Origin of the sequence: Streptomyces anulatus, from assembly GCF_014650675.1 — a bacterium.
Lineage (GTDB): Bacteria > Actinomycetota > Actinomycetes > Streptomycetales > Streptomycetaceae > Streptomyces > Streptomyces anulatus.
Genome location: NZ_BMVK01000001.1, coordinates 968,733 through 989,779 on the forward strand (window position 1 = coordinate 968,733; position 21,047 = coordinate 989,779).

The following is a 21,047-nucleotide window of genomic DNA, read 5'->3' on the forward strand; positions in this document are numbered from 1 at the left end:
CGGCGATGGTCCGGCTGGGGGTACGGGGGTCGCCCCCCGGGAAATACAGCCTCACAGCCGCTTGACCCCCTTGATCCTGCCCGCGCGGGCGGCGCGGTTGCGGGCGGCCTTGACGCGCAGGCCGCCGCGCTGGTTGCCGATCCGCAGACCGGTGCCCGAGGCCAGCCAGCCGGCGGCGACGTCGTTGCCGCCGGACGAGGACTCGGCCAGCGGATCGTTCTCGGTGCGTCTGGCCAGCGCCATGATGAGCGGCACCGTGAAGGGCGCCAGCAGCAGGTCGTAGATCGCGGCCGTGAACAGCAGGCTGCCCAGGCCCACATGGCGGGCAGCGGTGTCGCCGACGAGCGCGCCGACGCCCGCGTACAGCAGGGTCGAGCCGATCGCGGCGGCGACGACCACGGCCATCGGGGCGAAGGCCGACTTCAGCTGCCCGTTCTCCGGCCGGGCCAGGCCCGCGAGGTAGCCGATGACGCAGAGCACCAGGGCGTAGCGCCCGGCGGCGTGGTCGGCGGGCGGGGCGAGGTCCGCGAGGAGGCCCGCGCCGAAGCCGATGAGGGAGCCGCTGACCGGCCCGTACACGAAGGCGAGCCCGAGGACGGTGAGGAGCAGCAGATCGGGGACGGCCCCGGGGAGCTGGAGGCGGGCGAGGACGGATACCTGGACGACGAGGGCGACGACGACCAGGACGATGGAGAGCAGAGTCCGGTTGATGCGCATGGGGATCAGCTCTACTCCTGGTCGTTGGCCGCGTTGTCGGGTTGGGCGTTGCCCTGCTGGTCGCCTGCCGCGTCACCGGCGGCGTCGCCGCCCGGCGTCTCGTTGATGTTGCCGACGACCTTGCCGGATCCGTCCACCAGGTCGCCGTTGGGCTGAACGGTGACGGTGACCGTGGGGGTCGGCTTCGGCTTCGTCTTGACGGGCCGCTTGGGCAGGACCGTGTCGCGCGGGTCCTCGCGGGGAGCCTGGACGACGACGCCGACGATGTCGAGCTTGGTGAACCCGACGTACGGCTTCACGTAGACGGTCCGGGTCAGCGCGCCGCCGGAGGGGTCGACGCGGACGACCTCGCCGACCGGCACACCGGGCACGAAGGGCTTGTCCTTGCTGGAGCCGAAGGTGACGAGCCGGTCGCCGGCCTTCACCTTGGCCTTGCCGTTGAGGAACTGCACCGACAGCGGGCGCGAGCCCTGGCCGGTGGCGAAGCCGAGCTCGTCGGTCTTCTCCATCCGGGTGCCGACGGTGAAGTCGGGGTCGTTGGCGAGCAGGACCGTCGCGGTGTTGGGACCGACGGTGGTGACCCGGCCGACCAGTCCCTCCCCGTTGAGGACGGTCATGTCGCGGCGGATGCCGTCGTTCGCCCCGGCGTCGATGGTGACCGTCCAGGAGAAGCCCTGGGCCGCTCCTATGGCGATGACCTCGGCGCCCTTGATGCCGTACTGTCCGGCGCCCGCGTTCTTCAGCATGGCGTCGAGCTGGCGGACCCGGCTGTTGGTGCGGTCGTCGCTGCCGAGCTTGGCCTTCAGCGCGGCGTTCTCCTGCTCCAGGGCGGAGATCTTGTCGTGCCGGTTGCCGGAGTCCCGTACCGCGCCTATGGCGTTGCCCACCGGGTCGACCGCTGCCGCCACGCCGTTCTCGACCGGCCCGAAGACGGTGGCCGCGGCCTGCCGCGCGCCGTCGACCGGTGACTCCTCGCCGCCTCGGATATCCACCGTGATCAGGGCGAATGCGATGGCGATCAGCAGCACCAGGAGCAGCCGGCTCTCTCGTGTGTCCCTCACGTGCGGCGGCCGTGCCTTCCTCGTCGGAATGTTCGTGCCTGTGTGTACGTCGCTGTACGTGTGTCCGCGTCGAGGTGTCTCCGCGTCGGTACACGTACAGCAACGATCTATATCAACGATCCGGCGGGCGGAGCGTCAGCGTCCGCTCGCCGGATCGGGTGGTGTCCCCGGAGGGGCACCTCCCGAAGTGCTCTAGCGGCGGGGCTGGGCGTCCAGCACCTGCTGGAGCGCTTCGAACTCCTCGACGCACTTGCCGGAGCCGAGCGCCACCGAGTCCAGCGGGTCCTCGGCGATGTGGATCGGCATGCCCGTCTCGTGGCGCAGCCGCTCGTCCAGACCGCGCAGCAGCGCGCCGCCGCCGGTGAGGACGATGCCGCGGTCCATGACGTCGCCGGACAGCTCGGGCGGGCACTTGTCGAGCGTCGTCTTCACGGCGTCGACGATCGCGTTGACCGGCTCCTCGATGGCCTTGCGGACCTCGGCGGCCGAGATGACGACCGTCTTGGGCAGTCCGGAGACCAGGTCGCGCCCGCGGATCTCGGTGTGCTCGTCCTTCTCCAGGTCGAACGCCGAACCGATGGTGATCTTGATCTGTTCGGCGGTCCGCTCACCGAGGAGGAGCGAGTACTCCTTCTTGATGTGCTGGATGATCGCGTTGTCCAGCTCGTCACCGGCCGTGCGGATCGACTGGGCGGTGACGATTCCGCCGAGCGAGATCACGGCGACCTCGGTGGTGCCGCCACCGATGTCGACGACCATGTTCCCGGTGGCCTCGTGGACCGGCAGGCCGGAGCCGATGGCCGCGGCCATGGGCTCCTCGATGATGTGCACCTGGCGCGCGCCGGCCTGCGTGGACGCCTCGATGACGGCGCGGCGCTCGACCCCGGTGATACCGGAGGGCACACAGACGACGACGCGGGGGCGGGCCAGGTAGCGACGCTTGTGGATCTTGAGGATGAAGTAGCGGAGCATCCGCTCGGTGATCTCGAAGTCGGCGATCACGCCGTCCTTCAGGGGCCGCACGGCAACGATGTTGCCCGGCGTGCGCCCGATCATCTTCTTGGCCTCGGAGCCGACCGCCAGAATTCCGCCGGTGTTGGTGTTGATGGCCACGACGGACGGCTCGTTCAGGACGATGCCGCGCCCCCTGACGTACACCAGCGTGTTGGCAGTCCCGAGGTCGATAGCCATGTCACGGCCGATGAACGACATTGAGTTCCCCTTGTTCCCCATGAGGATGCGTCGGGCCTTCCCAGGTAGCGAAGATGGCTTGTTCTGGTAGGCGAGGTTGGCGCTGCGGGCGTGGAAGCTTCCATCGTAGTGCCGTATGCACGGACACAGCGCGAGGGTCCTTCGCCATTGTGAGCGGAACGGGTGCCCGTTCTACCCATGGTGACGTTACGTCGGAAGGATGCGTTCCCGCGATCCCAAACCCTATGCCGAGGGGCGACCGAATTACTTCGGTCGCCCCAGGCGTACAGCGCTGTTTGGCCGATCGGGTCAGGAAAGTCCCGGAAAGAAAAGCTTCAGTTCTCGCTCTGCGGACTCCTCCGAGTCCGAGGCGTGGATGAGGTTCTCGCGGGTGATCGTGCCGAAGTCACCACGGATGGACCCGGGCGCGGCGGCGATCGGGTCGGTGGGGCCGGCCAGGGTGCGGACACCCTCGATGACCCGCTCACCTTCGGCCACCAGGGCGACGACGGGGCCGGACTGCATGAACTCCATGAGCGGCTCGTAGAACGGGCGGCCCTTGTGCTCGCCGTAGTGCTGCTCCAGCGTCCCGTGGTCCAGCGTGCGCAGCTCCAGCGCGGTGATCCGCCAGTCCGCCTTGCGCTCGATGCGGCCGACGATCTCGCCGATCAGGCCACGGCGGACCGCGTCGGGCTTGAGCAGGACGAGAGTGCGCTGAGTCATGTACGGCTCCTTGCAAGGCCAGGCATACGGGTGCGGTGAGGGCGAGATTACAGGGGTTCGGGGACGGGTCTGCGCCCGGGTTCACCCAGGGTCACCTTCGGGCCCCGGATTTCCGGGGCCCGGAGGGGCGGGCCGAGCGTGTCGGGCGGGCCCGACGATCCGGACATCCGGACGAGAGACCCGGCTCAGGGCCTCAGGCCGTGGCCTCTTCGGCTTCCTGTCGGGCGGCCCAGCCGGCCTTGGCCTCGTCGATCTTGCGGCCGTAGTGGATCGAGGCCCACCACAGACCGCCGAAGGCCAGGCCCAGGACGAACATCATCGGGACCACGAACCCGCTCAGGACCAGTGCGACCTGGAGCGCCCAGCCCAGCTGGACGCCGCCGGGCCGGGTGATCATTCCGCACAGCAGCACGGAGAGGGCCATGCCGATGCCGCACACCGTCCAGACCACGGCCATGGAGGCGTCGTCCAGCTTCATCGCGACGAGACCGGCGAAGCCGATCACGAAGAACTCACCGATCAGCGTCGAGGCGCAGAGCGTCCGCATCCTTCTCCTCAGCCCCTTCCCAGCAGCAGCCGGGCTTCGCCGACCGTGATCACGGATCCGGTCACCAGCACCCCGGCGCCCGCGTACTCGTCTTCCTCCTCGGCCAGCGTGATCGCCGCCTCCAGCGCGTCGTCGAGCCGCGGCTCGACCTGGACCCGGTCGTCGCCGAAGACCTCGACGGCGATCGCGGCCAGTTCGTCCACGTCCATCGCGCGGGCGGTGGAGTTCTGCGTGACGACGATCTCGGCGAAGATCGGCTCGAAGGCCTCCAGCAGCCCGCGGACGTCCTTGTCCCCGCTCGTGCCGACCACGCCGATCAGCCGGGAGAAGCTGAACGCCTCGGAGATGCCGTCCGCAGCCGCCTTGGCTCCCGCCGGGTTGTGCGCGGCGTCCAGCACGACGGTCGGGCTGGAGCGCACGACCTCCAGACGGCCGGGCGAGAGCACCGAGGCGAACGCCTTGCGGATCGCGTCGATGTCGAGGGAGCGGGCCTGCTCGGCTCCGATGCCGAAGAACGCCTCGACGGCGGAGAGCGCCACCGCGGCGTTGTGCGCCTGGTGGGCCCCGTACAGCGGAAGGAAGATGTCGGTGTACTCACCGCCCAGCCCGCGCAGCGTCAGCAGCTGTCCGCCGACCGCGATCTCGCGGGAGGTGACGCCGAACTCCATGCCCTCGCGGGCCACGGTGGCGTCGACCTCGACGGCCTTCTTGAGCATCACCTGTGCGGCGTCCACCGGCTGCTGCGCCAGGATGACCGTGGCGCCCTGCTTGATGACGCCCGACTTCTCGCCGGCGATCTCGGCGGGCGTGGTGCCGAGCCGGTCGGTGTGGTCGAGCGAGATGGGGGTGACGACGGCGACCGTGGAGTCGATGACGTTCGTCGCGTCCCAGGTGCCGCCCATGCCGACCTCGACGACCGCCACGTCGACGGGCGCGTCGGCGAAGGCCGCGTACGCCATGCCGGTGAGGACCTCGAAGAAGGAGAGCCGGTAGGGCTGCTGGGCGTCGACCATCTCGACGTACGGCTTGATGTCCTCGTACGTCTCGATGAAGCGCTCGGGCTCGATCGGGGAGCCGTCCAGGCTGATCCGCTCAGTGATCGACTGGACGTGCGGGGAGGTGTAGCGGCCGGTGCGCAGCTCGAAGGCGTTGAGCAGGGCCTCGATCATGCGGGCCGTGCTGGTCTTGCCGTTGGTGCCGGTGATGTGGATGGAGGGGTAGGCGCGCTGCGGCTCGCCCAGGACGTCCATCAGCGCGGCGATGCGCGTGACGGACGGCTCCAGCTTGGTCTCGCCCCAGCGTCCGGCGAGCTCCTGCTCCACCGCGCGCAGCGCCTTGTCGGTCTCGGGGTCGGCCGGGCGGGCGGGGACCGCTTCGCCCTGGGGCTGACCCGAGTGGGCGCGCAGTGTGCGGCTCCCGGCCTCGATCACCGCCAGGTCGGGGTCGCGCTGGGTCGCCTCGTCGACGATCTCCTCGAAGGTGTCGTCGGGATCGGGCGCGTCGTGCCGGTCTGAAGGGCGGGGCTCACTCACGGGGCCCAGTCTACGGATGGGCGCCGACATCGCGCGCAGCGCCCGGCAGACTGTCGCCCGACGGCACGGCGAAGCCCCCGCTCCCCCGGTCGGTCGGGGGTGCGGGGGCTTCGGCTTCAGAACATCAGCTCTGCGGGAGGGCCGCCAGCTGGGCGCCGATCCGCTCGATGTCGGCCTCGGCCTTGGAGAGCCGGCCGCGGATCTTGTCGACCACGTTGTCCGGGGCCTTGGCCAGGAAGGCTTCGTTGCCGAGCTTCCCGGTGGCCTGGGCCTTCTCCTTCTGCGCGGCCTCCAGGTCCTTCGTGAGGCGCTTGCGCTCGGCGGGGACGTCGATCGTGCCGGACAGGTCCAGGGCCACGGTGGCCCCGGCGACCGGGAGCGACGCGGTGGCCTGGAAGCCGTCCCCGGCGGGCTGGAGCCGCAGGAGCTGACGGATGGCCGCCTCGTGCGGGGCGAGCTCCGTGCCGGTCAGGGTCAGCTCGGCCGGGACCTTCTGGCCGGGCTGGAGGCCCTGGTCGTTGCGGAAGCGGCGGACCTCGGTGACGACCTGCTGGACCAGCTCGATCTCCTTCTCGGCCGCGTCGTCGCGGAAGCCGGAGTCGCCCGGCCACTCGGCGATGACGATCGACTCGCGCCCGGTGAGCGCGGTCCACAGCGCCTCCGTGACGAACGGGACGATCGGGTGCAGCAGCCGCAGCATCACGTCCAGGACCTCGCCGAGGACCCGGCCCGAGACCTCGGCCGGGCGGCCGCCCGCGAAGAACGTGGTCTTGGACAGCTCGACGTACCAGTCGAAGACCTCGTCCCACGCGAAGTGGCGCAGCGACTCACTGATCTTGGCGAACTGGAAGTCGTCGTAGAACGCGTCGACCTCCGCGACCGTCTTGTTCAGACGGGACAGGATCCAGCGGTCGGTGACGGACATCTCCTCGACCGGGGGCAGCTCGCCCTCGATCGTGGCGCCGTTCATCAGGGCGAAGCGGGTGGCGTTCCAGATCTTGTTGGAGAACTTCGCCGAACCCTGGACCCACTCCTCGCCGATCGGGACGTCGGTGCCGGGGTTGGCGCCGCGCGCGAGGGTGAAGCGCAGGGCGTCGGAGCCGTACTTGTCCATCCAGTCCAGCGGGTTGACGACGTTGCCGAAGGACTTCGACATCTTCTTGCCGTGCTCGTCGCGGACCATGCCGTGCAGGACGATGGTGGAGAACGGCGGGACGCCGTCGTTGACGTACAGGCCGAACATCATCATCCGGGCGACCCAGAAGAAGAGGATGTCGTAGCCGGTGACCAGGACGGAGTTCGGATAGAACTTCGCGAGGCTGTCGGTCCGTTCGGGCCAGCCGAGGGTGGAGAACGGCCAGAGGCCGGAGGAGAACCAGGTGTCCAGGACATCGCTGTCCTGGGTCCAGCCCTCGCCGGTGGGCGCCTCGTCGTCGGGTCCGACGCAGACGACCTCGCCGTTCGGGCCGTACCAGACGGGGATGCGGTGGCCCCACCAGAGCTGGCGCGAGATCGTCCAGTCGTGGAGGTTGTCGACCCAGTCGAAGTACCGCTTCTCCATCTCCTGCGGGTGGATCTTGACGCTGCCGTCGCGGACCGCGTCGCCGGCGGCCTTGGCGAGCGGGGCGACCTTGACCCACCACTGGAGGGAGAGGCGCGGCTCGATGGTGGTCTTGCAGCGCGAGCAGTGCCCGACGGAGTGGACGTAGGGCCGCTTCTCGGCGACGATCCGGCCCTCGGCGCGCAGGGCAGCGACGATGGCGGAGCGGGCCTCCAGCCGGTCCAGGCCCTGGAAGGGGCCGGGGACGGTGATGACGGCGCGCTCGTCCAGGACCGTGAGGAACGGCAGGTCGTGGCGCTTGCCGATCTCGAAGTCGTTCGGGTCGTGCGCGGGCGTCACCTTGACCGCGCCCGTGCCGAACTCCGGGTCGACGTGGTGGTCGGCGACGACGGGGATGGTGCGGTCGGTCAGCGGCAGGCTGATCTGCTTGCCGACCAGGTGCTTGTAGCGCTCGTCGTCGGGGTGGACGGCGACGGCGGTGTCACCGAGCATCGTCTCGGCGCGGGTGGTGGCGACGACGATGGTCTCGTCCCCGTCCCCGTACGTCATGGAGACGAGCTCGCCGTCGTCCTCCTGGTACTCGACCTCGATGTCGGAGATCGCGGTGAGGCAGCGCGGGCACCAGTTGATGATGCGCTCGGCGCGGTAGATCAGCCCGTCGTCGTACATCTGCTTGAAGACGGTCTGGACGGCCTTGGACAGGCCCTCGTCCATGGTGAAGCGCTCACGGGACCAGGCGACGCCCTCGCCGAGGCGGCGCATCTGGCCGGAGATCTGGCCGCCGGACTCGTTCTTCCACTGCCAGACGCGCTCGACGAAGGCCTCGCGGCCCAGGTCGTGGCGGGACTTGCCCTCCTTGCCGAGCTCGCGCTCGACGACGTTCTGGGTGGCGATGCCCGCGTGGTCCATGCCCGGCTGGTACAGCGCCTCGAAGCCCTGCATCCGCTTCCGGCGGACGAGCGCGTCGATCAGGGTGTGCTCGAAGGCGTGGCCCAGGTGGAGGGAGCCGGTGACGTTCGGCGGCGGGATGACGATGCTGTACGGCGGCTTGTCGCTGTGCTCGTCGGCTTCGAAGTACCCGCGCTCCACCCAGCGCTCGTACAACTTCCCCTCTACATCGGCCGGCGCGTACTGGGTCGGCAGTTCGGGGTTGCTGGCGCTTGGCTGCTGAGTGTTCTCGGTCACGGGAGACAGTTTAGGGCCGTCACAGGTCTGCACTGAAACGGGTTAGTTCAGTAACGGTGTCCGGCCCGATCCCCCATGTCAGGGCGGCTTCCGTCAGGATGTTCGCAACGTATAAGGAATTCTGGAGGGGACACCGCAATGAGCTACAACCAGCCGGGCCCGTACGGCGGGCAGCCGCCGCAGGGCCAGCCCGGACCGTACGGACAGCAGCCGGGCCCGTACGGAGCCCCGCCGCCCCAGGGCCCCCCGCAGGGCCAGCCCGGCTACGGCTACCCGCAGCAGGCCCCTCAGGGCGTCCCCCCGCAGCAGCCGAACCCGTACGGCCAGCCGCAGCAGCCGCAGCAGGGTTACGGCTACCCGCAGGCCCAGCAGCCCGGCCCCTACGGCCAGCAGCCGCCCGCGCCTCCGTACGGCGGCCAGCCGGGGTACGACGGCCAGCCGCAGCAGCCGAAGAAGAAGACCGGCCTGATCGTCGGCGTGGCCGTGGTGGCCCTGGCGGTCATCGCGGGCGGGGTGTACTTCCTGACCTCCGGCGGCGGCAGCGGTGACGTCGCGGACTCCACGAAGGGGTACAAGCTGACGCCTCCGGCGTCGGTGGAGGACTACAAGAAGGACGCGTCCAAGCCCTCGCCGGCCGGCCCGGTGACCGGCGACGACAAGGCCGAGGCCGAGGCCATGGGCATCACCAACGCCAACAAGGCCGCCGCTCAGTACCAGAGCGGCACGAAGGACAATCCCCTCGCTCAGAAGATGCTCATGTTCGAGGGCCTCTGGGGCGAGGTCTCCGACCCGGCGAAGACGCTCGACGACGCCTTCGACAAGGCCGAGAAGAACATGTCGAAGGACTCCGACAACGACAATGTCTCCCTGGTGGGCAGCCCCAAGGAGTTCAAGCCGGACGGCTTCGACGGCGCGCTGATGAAGTGCCAGGACCTCAAGGTGGTCAACGACAAGGCCGATGGCACCGCCGCGAAGGGGCCGAAGGAGTTCACCATGCCGGTCTGCATCTGGGCGGACTACAGCACGGTCGGCATCGTCGCCGGTGTCGATGTCGGTTCGGCGCTGACGGGCAAGTCCGTGCCGCAGGAAGAAGCGGCCGACCTCGCCGCCAAGCTCTACAACACCTCCCGCACCAAGATCTGATCCGATCCGATCGCTGAACGCCGAAGGGGCGCCCACCGGTTCATCCGGTGGGCGCCCCTTCGGCGTCGCCAAGTCTTCTGCGCGGCTAAGCCGACTTCTCGTGCCGGCCGCCGTCGTTCTTGCCGATCGTGCGCGGCTCGCGCGGGACCAGTGTCGGGTTGACGTTGTTGCGGACGACGTCCGGAGTGATGACGACGCGGGCGACGTCCTTGCGGGACGGGACCTCGTACATCACGGACTGGAGGACTTCCTCCATGATCGCGCGCAGACCGCGTGCGCCGGTCTGGCGCAGGATCGCCTGGTCGGCGATGGCCTCCAGCGCCTCGCGCTCGAAGTCCAGCTCCACACCGTCGAGTTCGAACAGGCGCTGGTACTGCTTGACCAGGGCGTTGCGCGGCTCGATGAGGATCTGGAGCAGGGCCTCGCGGTCCAGGTTGTGGACCGAGGTCAGCACGGGGAGACGGCCGATGAACTCGGGGATCATCCCGAACTTCACCAGGTCCTCCGGCATGACCTCCTGGAACTGGTCGCTCGCCTGGATCTCCAGCTTGGAGCGGATCGTGGCGCCGAAGCCGATGCCCTTGGCGCCGGCCCGGGACTCGATGATCTTCTCCAGGCCGGAGAACGCGCCGCCCACGATGAACAGCACGTTCGTCGTGTCGATCTGGATGAACTCCTGGTGCGGGTGCTTGCGTCCGCCCTGCGGCGGTACGGAGGCGGTGGTGCCCTCCAGGATCTTCAGCAGGGCCTGCTGCACGCCCTCGCCGGAGACATCGCGGGTGATCGACGGGTTCTCGCTCTTGCGGGCGACCTTGTCGATCTCGTCGATGTAGATGATCCCGGTCTCGGCCTTCTTGACGTCGTAGTCGGCCGCCTGGATCAGCTTGAGCAGGATGTTCTCGACGTCCTCGCCGACATAGCCGGCCTCCGTCAGCGCCGTCGCGTCCGCGATCGCGAACGGGACGTTGAGCATGCGGGCCAGCGTCTGCGCGAGCAGCGTCTTACCGGAACCCGTGGGGCCCAGCAGGAGGATGTTCGACTTGGCGAGCTCGATCGCGTCCTCGCGATTGGCGCCGCCGCCGTTCTCCCCGGCCTGGACCCGCTTGTAGTGGTTGTACACCGCGACCGAGAGGGCCTTCTTCGCGGGCTCCTGCCCGACGACGTACCCCTCCAGGAACTCGTAGATCTCGCGAGGCTTGGGAAGCTCTTCCCAGCGCACCTCGCTCGTCTCCGCGAGCTCCTCCTCGATGATCTCGTTGCAGAGATCGATGCACTCGTCGCAGATGTACACACCGGGTCCCGCGATGAGCTTCTTCACCTGCTTCTGGCTCTTTCCGCAGAACGAGCACTTGAGCAGGTCGCCGCCATCACCGATGCGTGCCACGAGGTGCTTCCCCTTCGCCTGGGAGACGCCTGGTTCAGCGGCTCCTGGTGCCTCTATCCGACGGTACCTTGCCTGGGCCCCCGTTCGGGCCCCCCTTGGCACGGTTCACACGGCCGTGGTCGTGCAAACGGAATGTGCCAAGGGGAAAGACCGACGTCAGAGCGATGCGCCCGCGGTGGTCTTGCGGGTGGAAACGATCTGGTCGACCAGACCGTACGCCAGGGCGTCCTCGGCCGTGAGGATCTTGTCACGCTCGATGTCCTCGCTGATCTTCTCCAGCGGGGTCGTCGAGTGCCGGGCCAGCATCTGCTCCAGCTGCGTGCGCATCCGGAGGATCTCGTTGGCCGCGATCTCCAGGTCGGAGAGCTGCTCACGGCCCGTCTGCGAGGACGGCTGGTGGATGAGCACCCGGGCGTGCGGGAGCGCCATGCGCTTGCCCGGGGTGCCCGCGGCGAGCAGGACGGCGGCGGCGGAGGCCGCCTGGCCCATGCAGACCGTCTGGATGTCCGGCTTCACGAACTGCATCGTGTCGTAGATCGCGGTGAGCGCGGTGAACGAGCCGCCGGGGCTGTTGATGTAGATCGAGATGTCGCGGTCGGGGTCCATCGACTCCAGGCACAGCAGCTGCGCCATGACGTCGTTGGCCGAGGCGTCGTCGATCTGGACGCCCAGGAAGATCACGCGCTCCTCGAAGAGCTTCGCGTACGGGTCGTACTCACGCACACCCTGCGAGGTGCGCTCCACGAAGCGCGGGACGACGTAGCGGTTGTCCACCTGCGGGCCGGTGTAGAGGCCGCTCGCGGAGGCGCCGGAGAAGTTGTTCATGTGGGTGTTCACCATCCTGGTGGCGTTCTGTGGGCTGGAGGTCTCGGCGTGCGAGAGGCGTGCGGGAGGTGGTGCGGCCGGTCCGGTGGGAACCGGATCAGGCACCGGTGCCGCCGCCGCCCGGGATGCCCGACGCGACCGTGATGATCTCGTCGATGAGGCCGTAGTCCTTGGCCTCCTCCGCCGTGTACCAGCGGTCGCGGTCGCCGTCGCGGATGATCGTCTCGACGGTCTGGCCGGAGTGGCGGGCGGTGATCTCCGCCATCCGCGTCTTGGTGCGGAGCAGGTACTGGGCCTGGATCTTGATGTCCGAGGCCGTGCCGCCGATGCCGGCCGAACCCTGGTGCATGAGGATGTCGGTGTTCGGGAGCGCGAAGCGCTTGCCCGCGGCACCGCCGGTGAGCAGGAACTGGCCCATGGAGGCGGCCATGCCCATACCGATGGTGACGACGTCGTTCGGGATGTACTGCATGGTGTCGTAGACCGCCATACCGGCCGTCACCGAACCACCGGGGCTGTTGATGTAGAGGTAGATGTCCTTGTCGGGCTCTGCGGCAAGGAGGAGAAGCTGTGCGGTGATCTTGTTGGCGATGTCATCGTCGACCTGCTGACCGAGGAAGATGATGCGCTCGCCGAGCAGTCGGCTGTAGACCTGGTCACCGAGGCCTCCACCGAGGGACGGCTCTCCGGCGGCGTAGGGCATCAGATTCGTCACGTATCCACCTGCTCGTCTCTGACGGCTCCGGCCGTCTCAGCGTCTTCGTACCGGGCGGGTGAAGTCACTGCCCCACCCTTCCTCTTCATGGACCCTAACGCGCAGGTGGGACAACGCCATCCCGCTTCCGCAACTGTTCGCTGGGAGCGCAAGCTCCGCAGTGGGCACAAGGGTTCCGGGGCTCGCACAGCGATACGACGCCCCACGCCGCGATACGGAGACGGGCCCCGGACGCGTGGAGCGTCCGGGGCCCGTCGTGCCGGTCGGCCCGAAGGCCGCCCTGGGGATCGGGGCGAGGCTCAGGCCTCGTTCTTTTCCTCGGCCTTGTCCTCGGTGGCGGCCTCGGCCGTCTCCGTGGCCTCGGCGGCGGCCTCGGTGGTCTCTGCGGTGTCCTCGTCGTCCTCGAGGTCGACGACCTCACCGTTGGTGTCGACGACCTTGGCGGCCTCGACGACGACGGCGAGCGCCTTGCCGCGGGCGACCTCGCCGACGAGCATCGGCACCTGGCCACCCTCGACGACGGCCTGGGCGAACTGGTCGGGGCTCATGCCGGAGGAAGCGGCGCGCCGCATGAGGTGCTCGGTGAGCTCCTCCTGGTTGACGTTCAGCTTCTCCTTGTTGACGAGCTCGTCCAGGATGAACTGGGTCTTGATGCCCTTGATGGCCTGCTCGGAGGTCTCGTTCTCGAACTCCTCCAGGGTCTTGCCCTGGATCTCGAGGTACTTCTCGAGGTCGAGACCCATCTGACCGAGCTGGTGGTGCTCCAGGTTGTGCTTGCGGGTCTGGACCTCGTCCGCGAGCAGCTTCTCCGGGATCGGGACCTCGGCGAGCTTCAGCAGCTCCTCCAGGACGCGCTCCTGGGCCTGGGTGGCCTGGTCGTACTGCTTGGTGGTCTCCAGGCGCTTGCGGCTGTCGGCCTTCAGCTCCTCCAGCGTGTCGAACTCGCTGGCCATCTGGGCGAAGTCGTCGTCCAGCTCGGGGAGCTCACGGGCGGCGACGGCGGTGACCTTGACGGTGACCTCCGCGGCCTTGCCCTCGGCGGAGCCGCCCTTCAGCTCGGAGGTGAAGGTGGCCTCGCCACCGGCCTCCAGGCCGGTCACGGCCTCGTCGATGCCGTCGAGGAGCTCGCCGGAACCGATGGTGTACGAGACACCGTCGGCCACGCCGTCCTCCAGGACCTCGCCGTCGACCTTGGCCTCCAGGTCGATCGTGACGACGTCGCCGTCGGCGGCGGCGCGCTCGACCGGGTTGGTGGCGGCGAAGCGCTCACGGAGCTGCTCCACGGCCTTCTCGACCTCTTCGTCGGTGACCTCAAGGGCGTCGACGGTGACCTCGATGCCGGAGTAGTCCGGGATCTCGATCTCGGGGCGTACGTCAACCTCGGCGGTGAAGGCCAGCAGCTCGCCGTCCTTCAGCTCGGTGATGTCGACCTCGGGCTGGCCGAGGACGTTCAGCTCACCCTCGTTGACCGCCTCGGTGTAGAACTTCGGGAGGGCGTCGTTGACGGCCTCCTCCAGCACAGCACCGCGGCCGAACCGCTGGTCGATGACCCGGGCGGGGATCTTGCCCTTGCGGAAGCCCTTCACCGTGACCTGCTGGTTGATCTTCTTGTACGCCGCGTCGAGGCTGTCCTTGAGCTCCTCGAAGGGCACCTCAATGCTGAGCCGAACCCGGGTCGGGTTCAGGGTCTCCACGGCGCTCTTCACGGTTCGGTCTCCTTGGTGGCTGACTTCTTGGGGTTCTGCTGGGCCGCCGAGTGGCGGCTTCGCGGACCGAGCCCGGTACATCAGACACACGGGCACGCATTTTGCATAGTAACGGCAAGGGGGATGACTCCCACAATGCGATCTTGCCGGTGGTCGGGGTGGCCGGATTCGAACCGACGACCTTCCGCTCCCAAAGCGGACGCGCTACCAAGCTGCGCCACACCCCGTCGGTGCGACACGTAGGGTACATGCACGGGAGCAGTGGATCCGCCGCTTTGCGGAGCGGCTCCACCGGGTCCGGTCCGGCGGCCGGCACAACAGGTGTGCGGGCACCGCCGCCGACCCGCTACGATGCTCTTCGTGCCGCGGTCCACAGACCTGCGGTGCGACGCTTGCGGGCGTAGCTCAATGGTAGAGCCCTAGTCTTCCAAACTAGCTACGCGGGTTCGATTCCCGTCGCCCGCTCCACGCAGTCGAGGGCCGGGCCGGAGGATGATCCTCCGGCCCGGCCCTCGTGCGTTGCGGTGCTCTCAGAAGCTGATCTGGTTGATGGTGTCGGCTATCGAGTTCATGAACCTGTTGATCGACGGAGCCATGCCGGTCGATGCCAGGAAGAAGCCGAAGAGCGCGGCGACGATCGCAGGACCGGTCTTGATGGAGCCACCACGGATCATTACCACCAGGATGACCGCGAACAGCAGCACCATAGACAGTGAAATAGCCACGTCTGATCACACCCTCGGTCGGTCCGCCTTGCCGGCCCGGAAGCGCACACCACCGCGCGCCCCGTCGCCCCCATCGTGCCACCAACTCCCCCGTGGTTGCTGCCGGGTGACGGAACGCACTGACGTGATCCCGCCATCCTTCACGGGCCGGCGCCCATCGCGGCGAGGGGCGCCGGGCGGCGACCGCCCCGCTCAGCGCCCGCGCCGGGCCCGGGAAGCACGCGGCAGCCGCGCCGCCCCCGCACTTCCTGTGCACCGGCTGTGAAATCCCCGCGGCCGAATATCCGCCGTAGTGATCGTTTCCGCATCCCCACACTTCATTCACAGCCAATTGACGGCATGGATGCGACGTAATTCACTTCGCCCAACGCCCTGCCGATATGCCCTATTTAAGCGGGATCAAGGGTGTCATAGCGGGCAGTGTTCGACGGTTTCACATTCGAATAGCGGGGAACACGCGATATCTCCCCGCAGTTTTACGCGAGGCAATCGACCGGTCTAAGGTGCCTTAGATGTTCCAAGCTCCGAGCGTATTTCAGAGGGCCCCGCTCCCCCCGGCGACCCGGGAGTCGGAGCCCAGACACGAGCAGACGCTCACGGCCACCGCACCCCGGCCCGCCGCCGGGCCCAGCGCTCGGGACGCCGCCGCTCCGGCGCCCGCGGCGGCGAAGAAACGCGATCCCTACTTCGACAATGTGAAGTATCTGGCCATCGTTCTCGTCGCGGTGGCGCACGCCTGGGAACCCGTGATGGACGGCAGCCGCGCCACCCGGGCGCTGTACATGATCGTGTACACGTTCCACATGCCGGCCTTCATCCTCATCTCCGGCTATTTCTCGCGCTCGTTCGACATGACGCCGCCCAAGGTGAAGCGGCTGATCACCTCGGTAGCGGTGCCGTACGTGCTGTTCGAGACGGCCTATTCGCTCTTCAAGCGGTACGCGGACGATGCGCCCGACATGGCGATCAGCCTGATCGACCCGTTCTTTCTGACCTGGTTCCTGATCGCCCTGTTCGTCTGGCGGGTGACCACGCCGATCTGGCGCACGCTGCGCCATCCGCTGCCGGTGGCGCTCGCCATCGCCATACTCGCCTCCGTCTCCCCCGACATCGGCGACGACCTCGACCTCCAGCGGGTGCTGCAGTTCCTGCCGTTCTTCGTGCTCGGTCTGCTGATGAAGCCCGAGCACTTCCAGCTGGTCAGGCGGCGCGAGGTGCGGCTGCTGTCCCTGCCGCTGTTCGCCGGCGCGCTGCTCTTCGCGTACTGGATCGCCCCGCGCATGCAGCTCGGCTGGCTCTACCGCGCCAACAGCGCGCAGGAGATGGACGCGCCGTGGTGGTCGGGCGCGGTGATGACGCTCGCGATGTTCGGCTGCGCCCTGGCGCTGACGATCGGCTTCCTGGCCTGGGTGCCCGGCAGGGCCCGGTGGTTCACGGCGCTCGGAGCCGGAACGATCTGCGGCTACCTGCTGCACGGCTTTCTGATCAAGGGGGCCGAGTACGCGGGCCTGTTCGACCGCTACACCTGGCTCTCCGACCCGGTCGGGCTGGTCGTCGTCTCGCTCACGGCGGCGGTGGCCGTGACCCTCATGTGCACCCCGCTGGTGGGGCGCGCCCTGAAGTGGGCCACCGAGCCGGACATGAAGTGGGCCTTCCGGAAGGACTCGGCGGGGCGCTGAGCCCCCTGGCGGACCCGCTGTTCGCGGACCGGCCGCCGCCCCTCCCCGACGCTTTCCCCTGATCCACCCGCCGGCCCGGCCGCGGGTGGATCAGTGCGTCTCCGGGTTGGCCGGATTCTTTCGGTCCGGGGGTGATTCGCCTCCGGTCAGCCCCAACAACTCGCGCACCTGCGCATACTTCGCCGTCAGTCGGGTACGCGTCGCCGCGTCCAGGACCGCGAGGCGGGCGGGATCCGCGTTGTGGGCGAGGTCCGCCTCCTTCACGAGCAGCGCGCCCGGCGTGGCCAGGATCCGCGCGGTGTACGAGGACAGCTCCTCGCCCGGCCGCTTGGTCACCGCCAGAACCATGTCCTTCACCTCCTGCGGCAGGGCGGCGGCCGCCAGCCACTCCGCCGGGAGCGCGGCGTCCTCGATCGCGTCGTGCAGCCAGGCCGCCGCGATCTGCCCGTCGTCGCCGCCGCGCACCCGTACACCTCCCGCCACCGCCGCCAGGTGTTCCACGTACGGGCGGCCCGCCTTGTCGGTCTGCCGCGCATGGGCCTCGCGGGCGATGGCTTCCACCTCGGAGACGCTCAGATCGTGTCCAGTCATGGGCCGACCCTACGGCCGCATCCGGGACCTCAGCCGGGGGCCTGACCGGGGCCGAAGCCGAACTCGCTTGGCCCGTAGGGCTGTTGGCGCGACATCTCCCCAACACCCATAGCGGAACAAGAAGACAAAAGCTGACAATCTGACGGAGCCATAGTTGCACTGTCAATCGTTCGGTAAACTAATTACTGACGGATTCTTAATGCCCCCTTGACCAGCTCTTGACCGACCCCGAAGGATCAGGCTCATCGGACACGCAGACACCCTCCTCGCCATGGGCGGCGCCTTCCTGGCCGCTGCCGTCCTCGCCCGCCTCGGTGGCCGCATCGGGCTGCCGACGATCCCGCTGTTCATCCTGGCCGGGATCCTCCTGGGCCCGCACACGCCCGGCTACACGCTCCTGAAGAACCCGCACGACCTGGAGATGCTCTCCGCGCTGGGACTCGTCCTCCTGCTCTTCTACCTGGGGCTCGAGTTCCACATGGACGACCTCAAGACGGGCGGCCGGAAGATGGCCATCGCGGGCGGGACGTATCTCGTCCTGAACGTCGGCGCCGGTCTCATATTCGGCTTCGCGCTGGGCTGGGGCACCTCGGAGGCGCTGGTCCTCGCCGGTGTCCTCGGTATCTCCTCGTCGGCGATCGTCACCAAGATCCTGGTGGACCTCGGGCGCATCGGTAATCCGGAGACCCGTCCGATCCTCGGCATCATCGTCGTCGAGGACATCTTCCTCGCCCTGTACCTCGCCGCGCTCCAGCCGATCCTGTCCGGTGCGGACAGCCTCTCGGCGGCGCTGATCGACGGCGGCAAGGCCTTCGGCTTCCTGCTGCTGCTCGCGCTGGCGGCCCGGTTCGGCACGAAGCTCATCGGCAAGCTCATGAACACCAAGGACGACGAGCTGCTCGTCATCTCGTTCCTGGGTGTGGCCGTCTTCGTCGCCGGTGTCTCGGAGATGTTCGGCGTCGCCGACGCGATCGGCGCGTTCATGGTCGGCCTGATGCTCGGCTCCACCTCGTCCGCCGACCGCATCCTCAAGCTGGTCCACCCGCTGCGGGACGCTTTCGGCGCCATCTTCTTCTTCGCCTTCGGCCTCTCCATCGACCCGGGTGACCTGCCGAGCGTGCTGTGGCCGGTGGTGGCGGCCGTGGTGCTGACGCTCGCCATGAACATCGCGGCCGGACTCGCGGCGGCGAAGGTGTACTCCTTCGGCGCGCAGGCCACGTCCAACATCGCCACCACGCTGGTGGCCCGCGGTGAGTTCGCGCTCATCCTGGCCACGATGGCGGCGGCCGCCGGACTGGACGAGCGGCTCTCGCCGTTCATCGCCGGCTACGTCCTCCTGCTCGCCGTCCTCGCGCCGCTGGCCGCCGGACGCTCGCACTGGCTGGCCCGCATCCTGCCGGGCGGCCGCAAGAAGGACGGCGACCAGGACCAGGAACAGGTACCGGTGTCGGTCTGAGCAGCACCGAACGGCGGAGAGGCGCCCCGCTGCCCGGTCTCCGGGTGACGGGCGCCTCTCCGCCGTTCGCCGTCCGGAGCGTTCGCCGTCAGGTGTCCGGGCCGAAGACCGCTCAGGCCCGGCGGGAGAGCAGCAGCAGGGCCCGGTCGTCGTTGACGTCCTTGGCGCAGGCCTCGATCAGATGCCAGGCCGCGCCCTCGAAGCCGGTGGAGACATAGCGGTCGGCCTCGCCCGTCAGCCGGTCGATGCCCTCGGCCATGTCCCGGTCGGAGGCCTCCACCAGACCGTCGGTGAACAGCATCAGTACGTCGCCGGGCGCGAGCGACCCCTTCACCGCGTCGAACTCGGCCCCGTCGTAGACGCCGAGCAGAGGGCCGTCCCCGGACTTCTCCTCCCACTGGCCGCTGCCCGCGTGCAGTTGGAGGGCGGGCGGATGGCCTGCGGAGAAGATCTCGTAGTCGCCCGATTCCAGGTCCAGCACCAGATGGATCGAGGTGGCGAAGCCCTCGTCCCAGTCCTGGCGCAGCAGATAGCCGTTGGCGGCGGGCAGGAAGGCGTGCGCGGGCAGCGAGCCGAGCAGCCCGCCGAAGGCGCCGGACAGCAGCAGCGCCCGGGAGCCCGCGTCCATGCCCTTGCCGGAGACGTCGGTGAGGACGGCCTCCAGGGTGCGGCCCCCGTGGGTGCGGGCCGCGACGACGAAGTCCCCGGAGAACGACTGGCCGCCGGCCGGGCGCAGGGCCATCTCGCGGTGCCAGCCCTGGGGCAGCCGGGGCAGGGAGCTCTGGACCCGGATGCGTTCGCGCAGGTCGAAGAGCATCGTGCCGCCGCGCCGCCAGGGCACACCGACCCGGGCCCGGAACTGGGCCAGGATCAGCCCGAAGAATCCGCAGGCGGCGACCACGAGCACGGTGCCGGGGGTGACCCGGGCGGGGCCGTCCAGATACGGGCCGAGGGTGAGCGCCTCGACGATCAGCGCGCCGGCGGCCGTCGCGTAGAGGCCCAGCAGGCTGGCGGGGCGCAGCAGGAGGCCGCCCGCCACGATGGGCAGGGCGAGGGCGGCCGGGTCGATCCAGACCGGGCTGACGACGGTGGCGAAGGTGATGGCCGGGATCGTCAGCAGCAGACCGGCCAGGGCGATCCAGTCGGAGCCGTCGCCGCGGAAGTAGTCGACCCCGGATTTGCGCAGGCCGATGCGGGCCCGGTGCAGGTTTCTGCGCCACCGGGCCCCGAAGTCGTCTACTCCTCCGCTACGGGCCATTGCCGGGACTTTATCCACCCGAACGCCTCCGGTGCAGGGGGACCCCGGTGACAATGCGCTCGAAATGGGGTCGTGCGGGCGCCGGGAGCCGATTCCGCGTGGCATATGACACGGATTCGCGGGGGCGGGGACTGCGCAAAGACCGCACGACGCCCGGTCACGGACGGCTGTCGGACGCCCTTAGGGACACGCCCTAGTCGCCGGAGGGTCCCGGGGGCTGGCACCGGGGGCACCAGAAGAGGTTGCGGGAGACCAGGTCCGCGGTGCGGATCTCCGTACGGCAGATGTGGCAGGGCAGGTTCGCGCGGCGGTAGACGTAGACCTCGCCGCCGTGGTCGTCCTTGCGGGGCGGGCGGCCCATGGCCTCGGGGAGGTGTTCCGGGCGGACGGTGTCGATCCGGTTGTTCCGCACGCCTTCGCGCATCAGCTCCCCCAGGTCCGCCCAGATCGTGTCCCACTCGGCGCGGGTGAGGTCCCGGCCCGCGCGGTACGGGTCGATGCCGTGACGGAAGAGGACCTCGGCGCGGTACACGTTGCCGACGCCCGCGATGACCTTCTGGTCCATCAGCAGGGCGGCGACAGTGGTCCGGCTGCGGGAGATCCGCTGCCAGGCGCGCTCGCCGTCCTCGTCGCCGCGCAGCGGGTCCGGACCCAGGCGCTCGTGTATCGCGCGCTTCTCGGGCTCGGTGATCAGGGCGCAGGTGGTGGGGCCGCGCAGATCGGCGTGGTGGCCGGCGTTGACCAGCCGGAGGCGGACCGTGTCGGTGGGCGGCGGGGGCGGGGCGGCGCCGAAGCCGAGCTTGCCGAAGAGGCCGAGGTGGATGTGGACCCAGCCGGTGTCGCCGAAGCCGAGGAAGAGGTGCTTGCCGTGGGCGTCGGTGGCGGTGAGGGTCCGCCCGTCGAGCAGGGCCGCGCTGTCGGAGAACTTGCCCTGCGGGCTGCTCACCCGTACCGGCGTGCCCGCGAACCGTTCGGCGTGGTCGTCGGCGAGGCGGCGGATGGTGTGTCCCTCGGGCACGGCGGGGCTCCTGGGGAAGGGCGGGCGGCA

The 21,047-nt window shown here is 69.1% G+C and carries 18 protein-coding genes and 2 tRNA genes; 4 read left to right on the top strand and 16 right to left on the bottom strand.

The window, feature by feature from the left end:
* Positions 1–51: 51 nt before the first annotated feature.
* The 7 genes from mreD to IE272_RS04260 form a co-directional block, all read right to left on the bottom strand.
* Positions 52–717 carry a rod shape-determining protein MreD gene (mreD, locus tag IE272_RS04230; protein ID WP_050360745.1) on the bottom strand — a complete coding sequence of 222 codons (666 nt, stop codon included), beginning with the start codon at positions 715–717 and terminating at the stop codon, positions 52–54.
* A gap of 11 nt (positions 718–728) precedes the next feature.
* Positions 729–1,778: a rod shape-determining protein MreC gene (mreC, locus tag IE272_RS04235; protein ID WP_050360746.1), complete on the bottom strand. Its 1,050-nt coding sequence runs from the start codon at positions 1,776–1,778 to the stop codon at positions 729–731.
* A gap of 192 nt (positions 1,779–1,970) precedes the next feature.
* Positions 1,971–2,990: a rod shape-determining protein gene (locus IE272_RS04240; RefSeq protein WP_007448937.1), complete on the bottom strand. Its 1,020-nt coding sequence runs from the start codon at positions 2,988–2,990 to the stop codon at positions 1,971–1,973.
* 288 nt (positions 2,991–3,278) lie between these two features.
* Positions 3,279–3,692: a nucleoside-diphosphate kinase gene (ndk, locus tag IE272_RS04245; protein WP_003969184.1), complete on the bottom strand. Its 414-nt coding sequence runs from the start codon at positions 3,690–3,692 to the stop codon at positions 3,279–3,281.
* A 193-nt stretch (positions 3,693–3,885) separates the two neighbouring features.
* Entirely contained in the window at positions 3,886–4,239 is a 354-nt protein-coding gene (locus tag IE272_RS04250) for a DUF4233 domain-containing protein (protein ID WP_050360747.1), read from the bottom strand.
* 8 nt (positions 4,240–4,247) lie between these two features.
* Positions 4,248–5,771, bottom strand: a complete 1,524-nt coding sequence (folC, locus tag IE272_RS04255) for a bifunctional tetrahydrofolate synthase/dihydrofolate synthase (RefSeq protein WP_050360748.1) — start codon at positions 5,769–5,771, stop codon at positions 4,248–4,250.
* A 124-nt stretch (positions 5,772–5,895) separates the two neighbouring features.
* Positions 5,896–8,517 (bottom strand): valine--tRNA ligase, encoded by a 2,622-nt coding sequence (locus tag IE272_RS04260; protein WP_050360749.1) that lies wholly within the window; start codon positions 8,515–8,517, stop codon positions 5,896–5,898.
* 138 nt (positions 8,518–8,655) lie between these two features.
* On the opposite strand from IE272_RS04260, the gene IE272_RS04265 reads away from it, so the two are divergent.
* Complete coding sequence (locus IE272_RS04265) at positions 8,656–9,660, top strand: hypothetical protein (RefSeq protein ID WP_056706923.1); 1,005 nt, start codon at positions 8,656–8,658, stop codon at positions 9,658–9,660.
* An 85-nt stretch (positions 9,661–9,745) separates the two neighbouring features.
* On the opposite strand, the gene clpX is transcribed toward IE272_RS04265, so the two are convergent.
* The 5 genes from clpX to IE272_RS04290 all read right to left on the bottom strand — a co-directional run bounded on the left by clpX (position 9,746) and on the right by IE272_RS04290 (position 14,517).
* On the bottom strand, positions 9,746–11,044 hold the full coding sequence (gene clpX, locus IE272_RS04270) for an ATP-dependent Clp protease ATP-binding subunit ClpX (RefSeq protein WP_007448932.1): 1,299 nt from the start codon (positions 11,042–11,044) through the stop codon (positions 9,746–9,748).
* A gap of 156 nt (positions 11,045–11,200) precedes the next feature.
* The gene (locus IE272_RS04275; protein WP_007448931.1) at positions 11,201–11,884 is read right to left on the bottom strand and encodes an ATP-dependent Clp protease proteolytic subunit; all 684 of its coding nucleotides are present in this window, start codon (positions 11,882–11,884) and stop codon (positions 11,201–11,203) included.
* An 82-nt stretch (positions 11,885–11,966) separates the two neighbouring features.
* Positions 11,967–12,572, bottom strand: coding sequence for an ATP-dependent Clp protease proteolytic subunit (locus IE272_RS04280; protein ID WP_169808568.1), 606 nt, complete (start codon positions 12,570–12,572; stop codon positions 11,967–11,969).
* 311 nt (positions 12,573–12,883) lie between these two features.
* Positions 12,884–14,290, bottom strand: coding sequence for a trigger factor (gene tig, locus IE272_RS04285; RefSeq protein WP_050360751.1), 1,407 nt, complete (start codon positions 14,288–14,290; stop codon positions 12,884–12,886).
* 150 nt (positions 14,291–14,440) lie between these two features.
* Positions 14,441–14,517, bottom strand: a tRNA-Pro gene (locus IE272_RS04290).
* A gap of 167 nt (positions 14,518–14,684) precedes the next feature.
* Here IE272_RS04290 and IE272_RS04295 point away from each other — a divergent pair.
* A tRNA-Gly gene (locus tag IE272_RS04295) sits at positions 14,685–14,758 on the top strand.
* 62 nt (positions 14,759–14,820) lie between these two features.
* On the opposite strand, the gene IE272_RS04300 is transcribed toward IE272_RS04295, so the two are convergent.
* Positions 14,821–15,015, bottom strand: coding sequence for a hypothetical protein (locus IE272_RS04300; RefSeq protein WP_047176601.1), 195 nt, complete (start codon positions 15,013–15,015; stop codon positions 14,821–14,823).
* 512 nt (positions 15,016–15,527) lie between these two features.
* Between IE272_RS04300 and IE272_RS04305 the strand changes: the two genes are divergently transcribed.
* A complete protein-coding gene (locus IE272_RS04305; protein ID WP_190006271.1) occupies positions 15,528–16,694 on the top strand; it encodes an acyltransferase family protein in 1,167 nt (388 codons plus the stop codon).
* Positions 16,695–16,784: 90 nt separating this feature from the next.
* Here the strand turns inward: IE272_RS04305 and IE272_RS04310 are convergent, their stop codons facing one another.
* Positions 16,785–17,285: an HD domain-containing protein gene (locus IE272_RS04310; RefSeq protein ID WP_050360753.1), complete on the bottom strand. Its 501-nt coding sequence runs from the start codon at positions 17,283–17,285 to the stop codon at positions 16,785–16,787.
* Positions 17,286–17,556: 271 nt separating this feature from the next.
* Here IE272_RS04310 and IE272_RS04315 point away from each other — a divergent pair, with 271 nt between their 5' ends.
* Positions 17,557–18,741: a cation:proton antiporter gene (locus tag IE272_RS04315; RefSeq protein WP_050360754.1), complete on the top strand. Its 1,185-nt coding sequence runs from the start codon at positions 17,557–17,559 to the stop codon at positions 18,739–18,741.
* Between the two features lie 112 nt (positions 18,742–18,853).
* On the opposite strand, the gene IE272_RS04320 is transcribed toward IE272_RS04315, so the two are convergent.
* Positions 18,854–19,999 carry a PP2C family protein-serine/threonine phosphatase gene (locus tag IE272_RS04320; protein WP_056706929.1) on the bottom strand — a complete coding sequence of 382 codons (1,146 nt, stop codon included), beginning with the start codon at positions 19,997–19,999 and terminating at the stop codon, positions 18,854–18,856.
* Between the two features lie 193 nt (positions 20,000–20,192).
* Positions 20,193–21,017, bottom strand: a complete 825-nt coding sequence (locus tag IE272_RS04325) for an Fpg/Nei family DNA glycosylase (protein WP_050360756.1) — start codon at positions 21,015–21,017, stop codon at positions 20,193–20,195.
* Between the last annotated feature and the right edge of the window lie 30 nt (positions 21,018–21,047).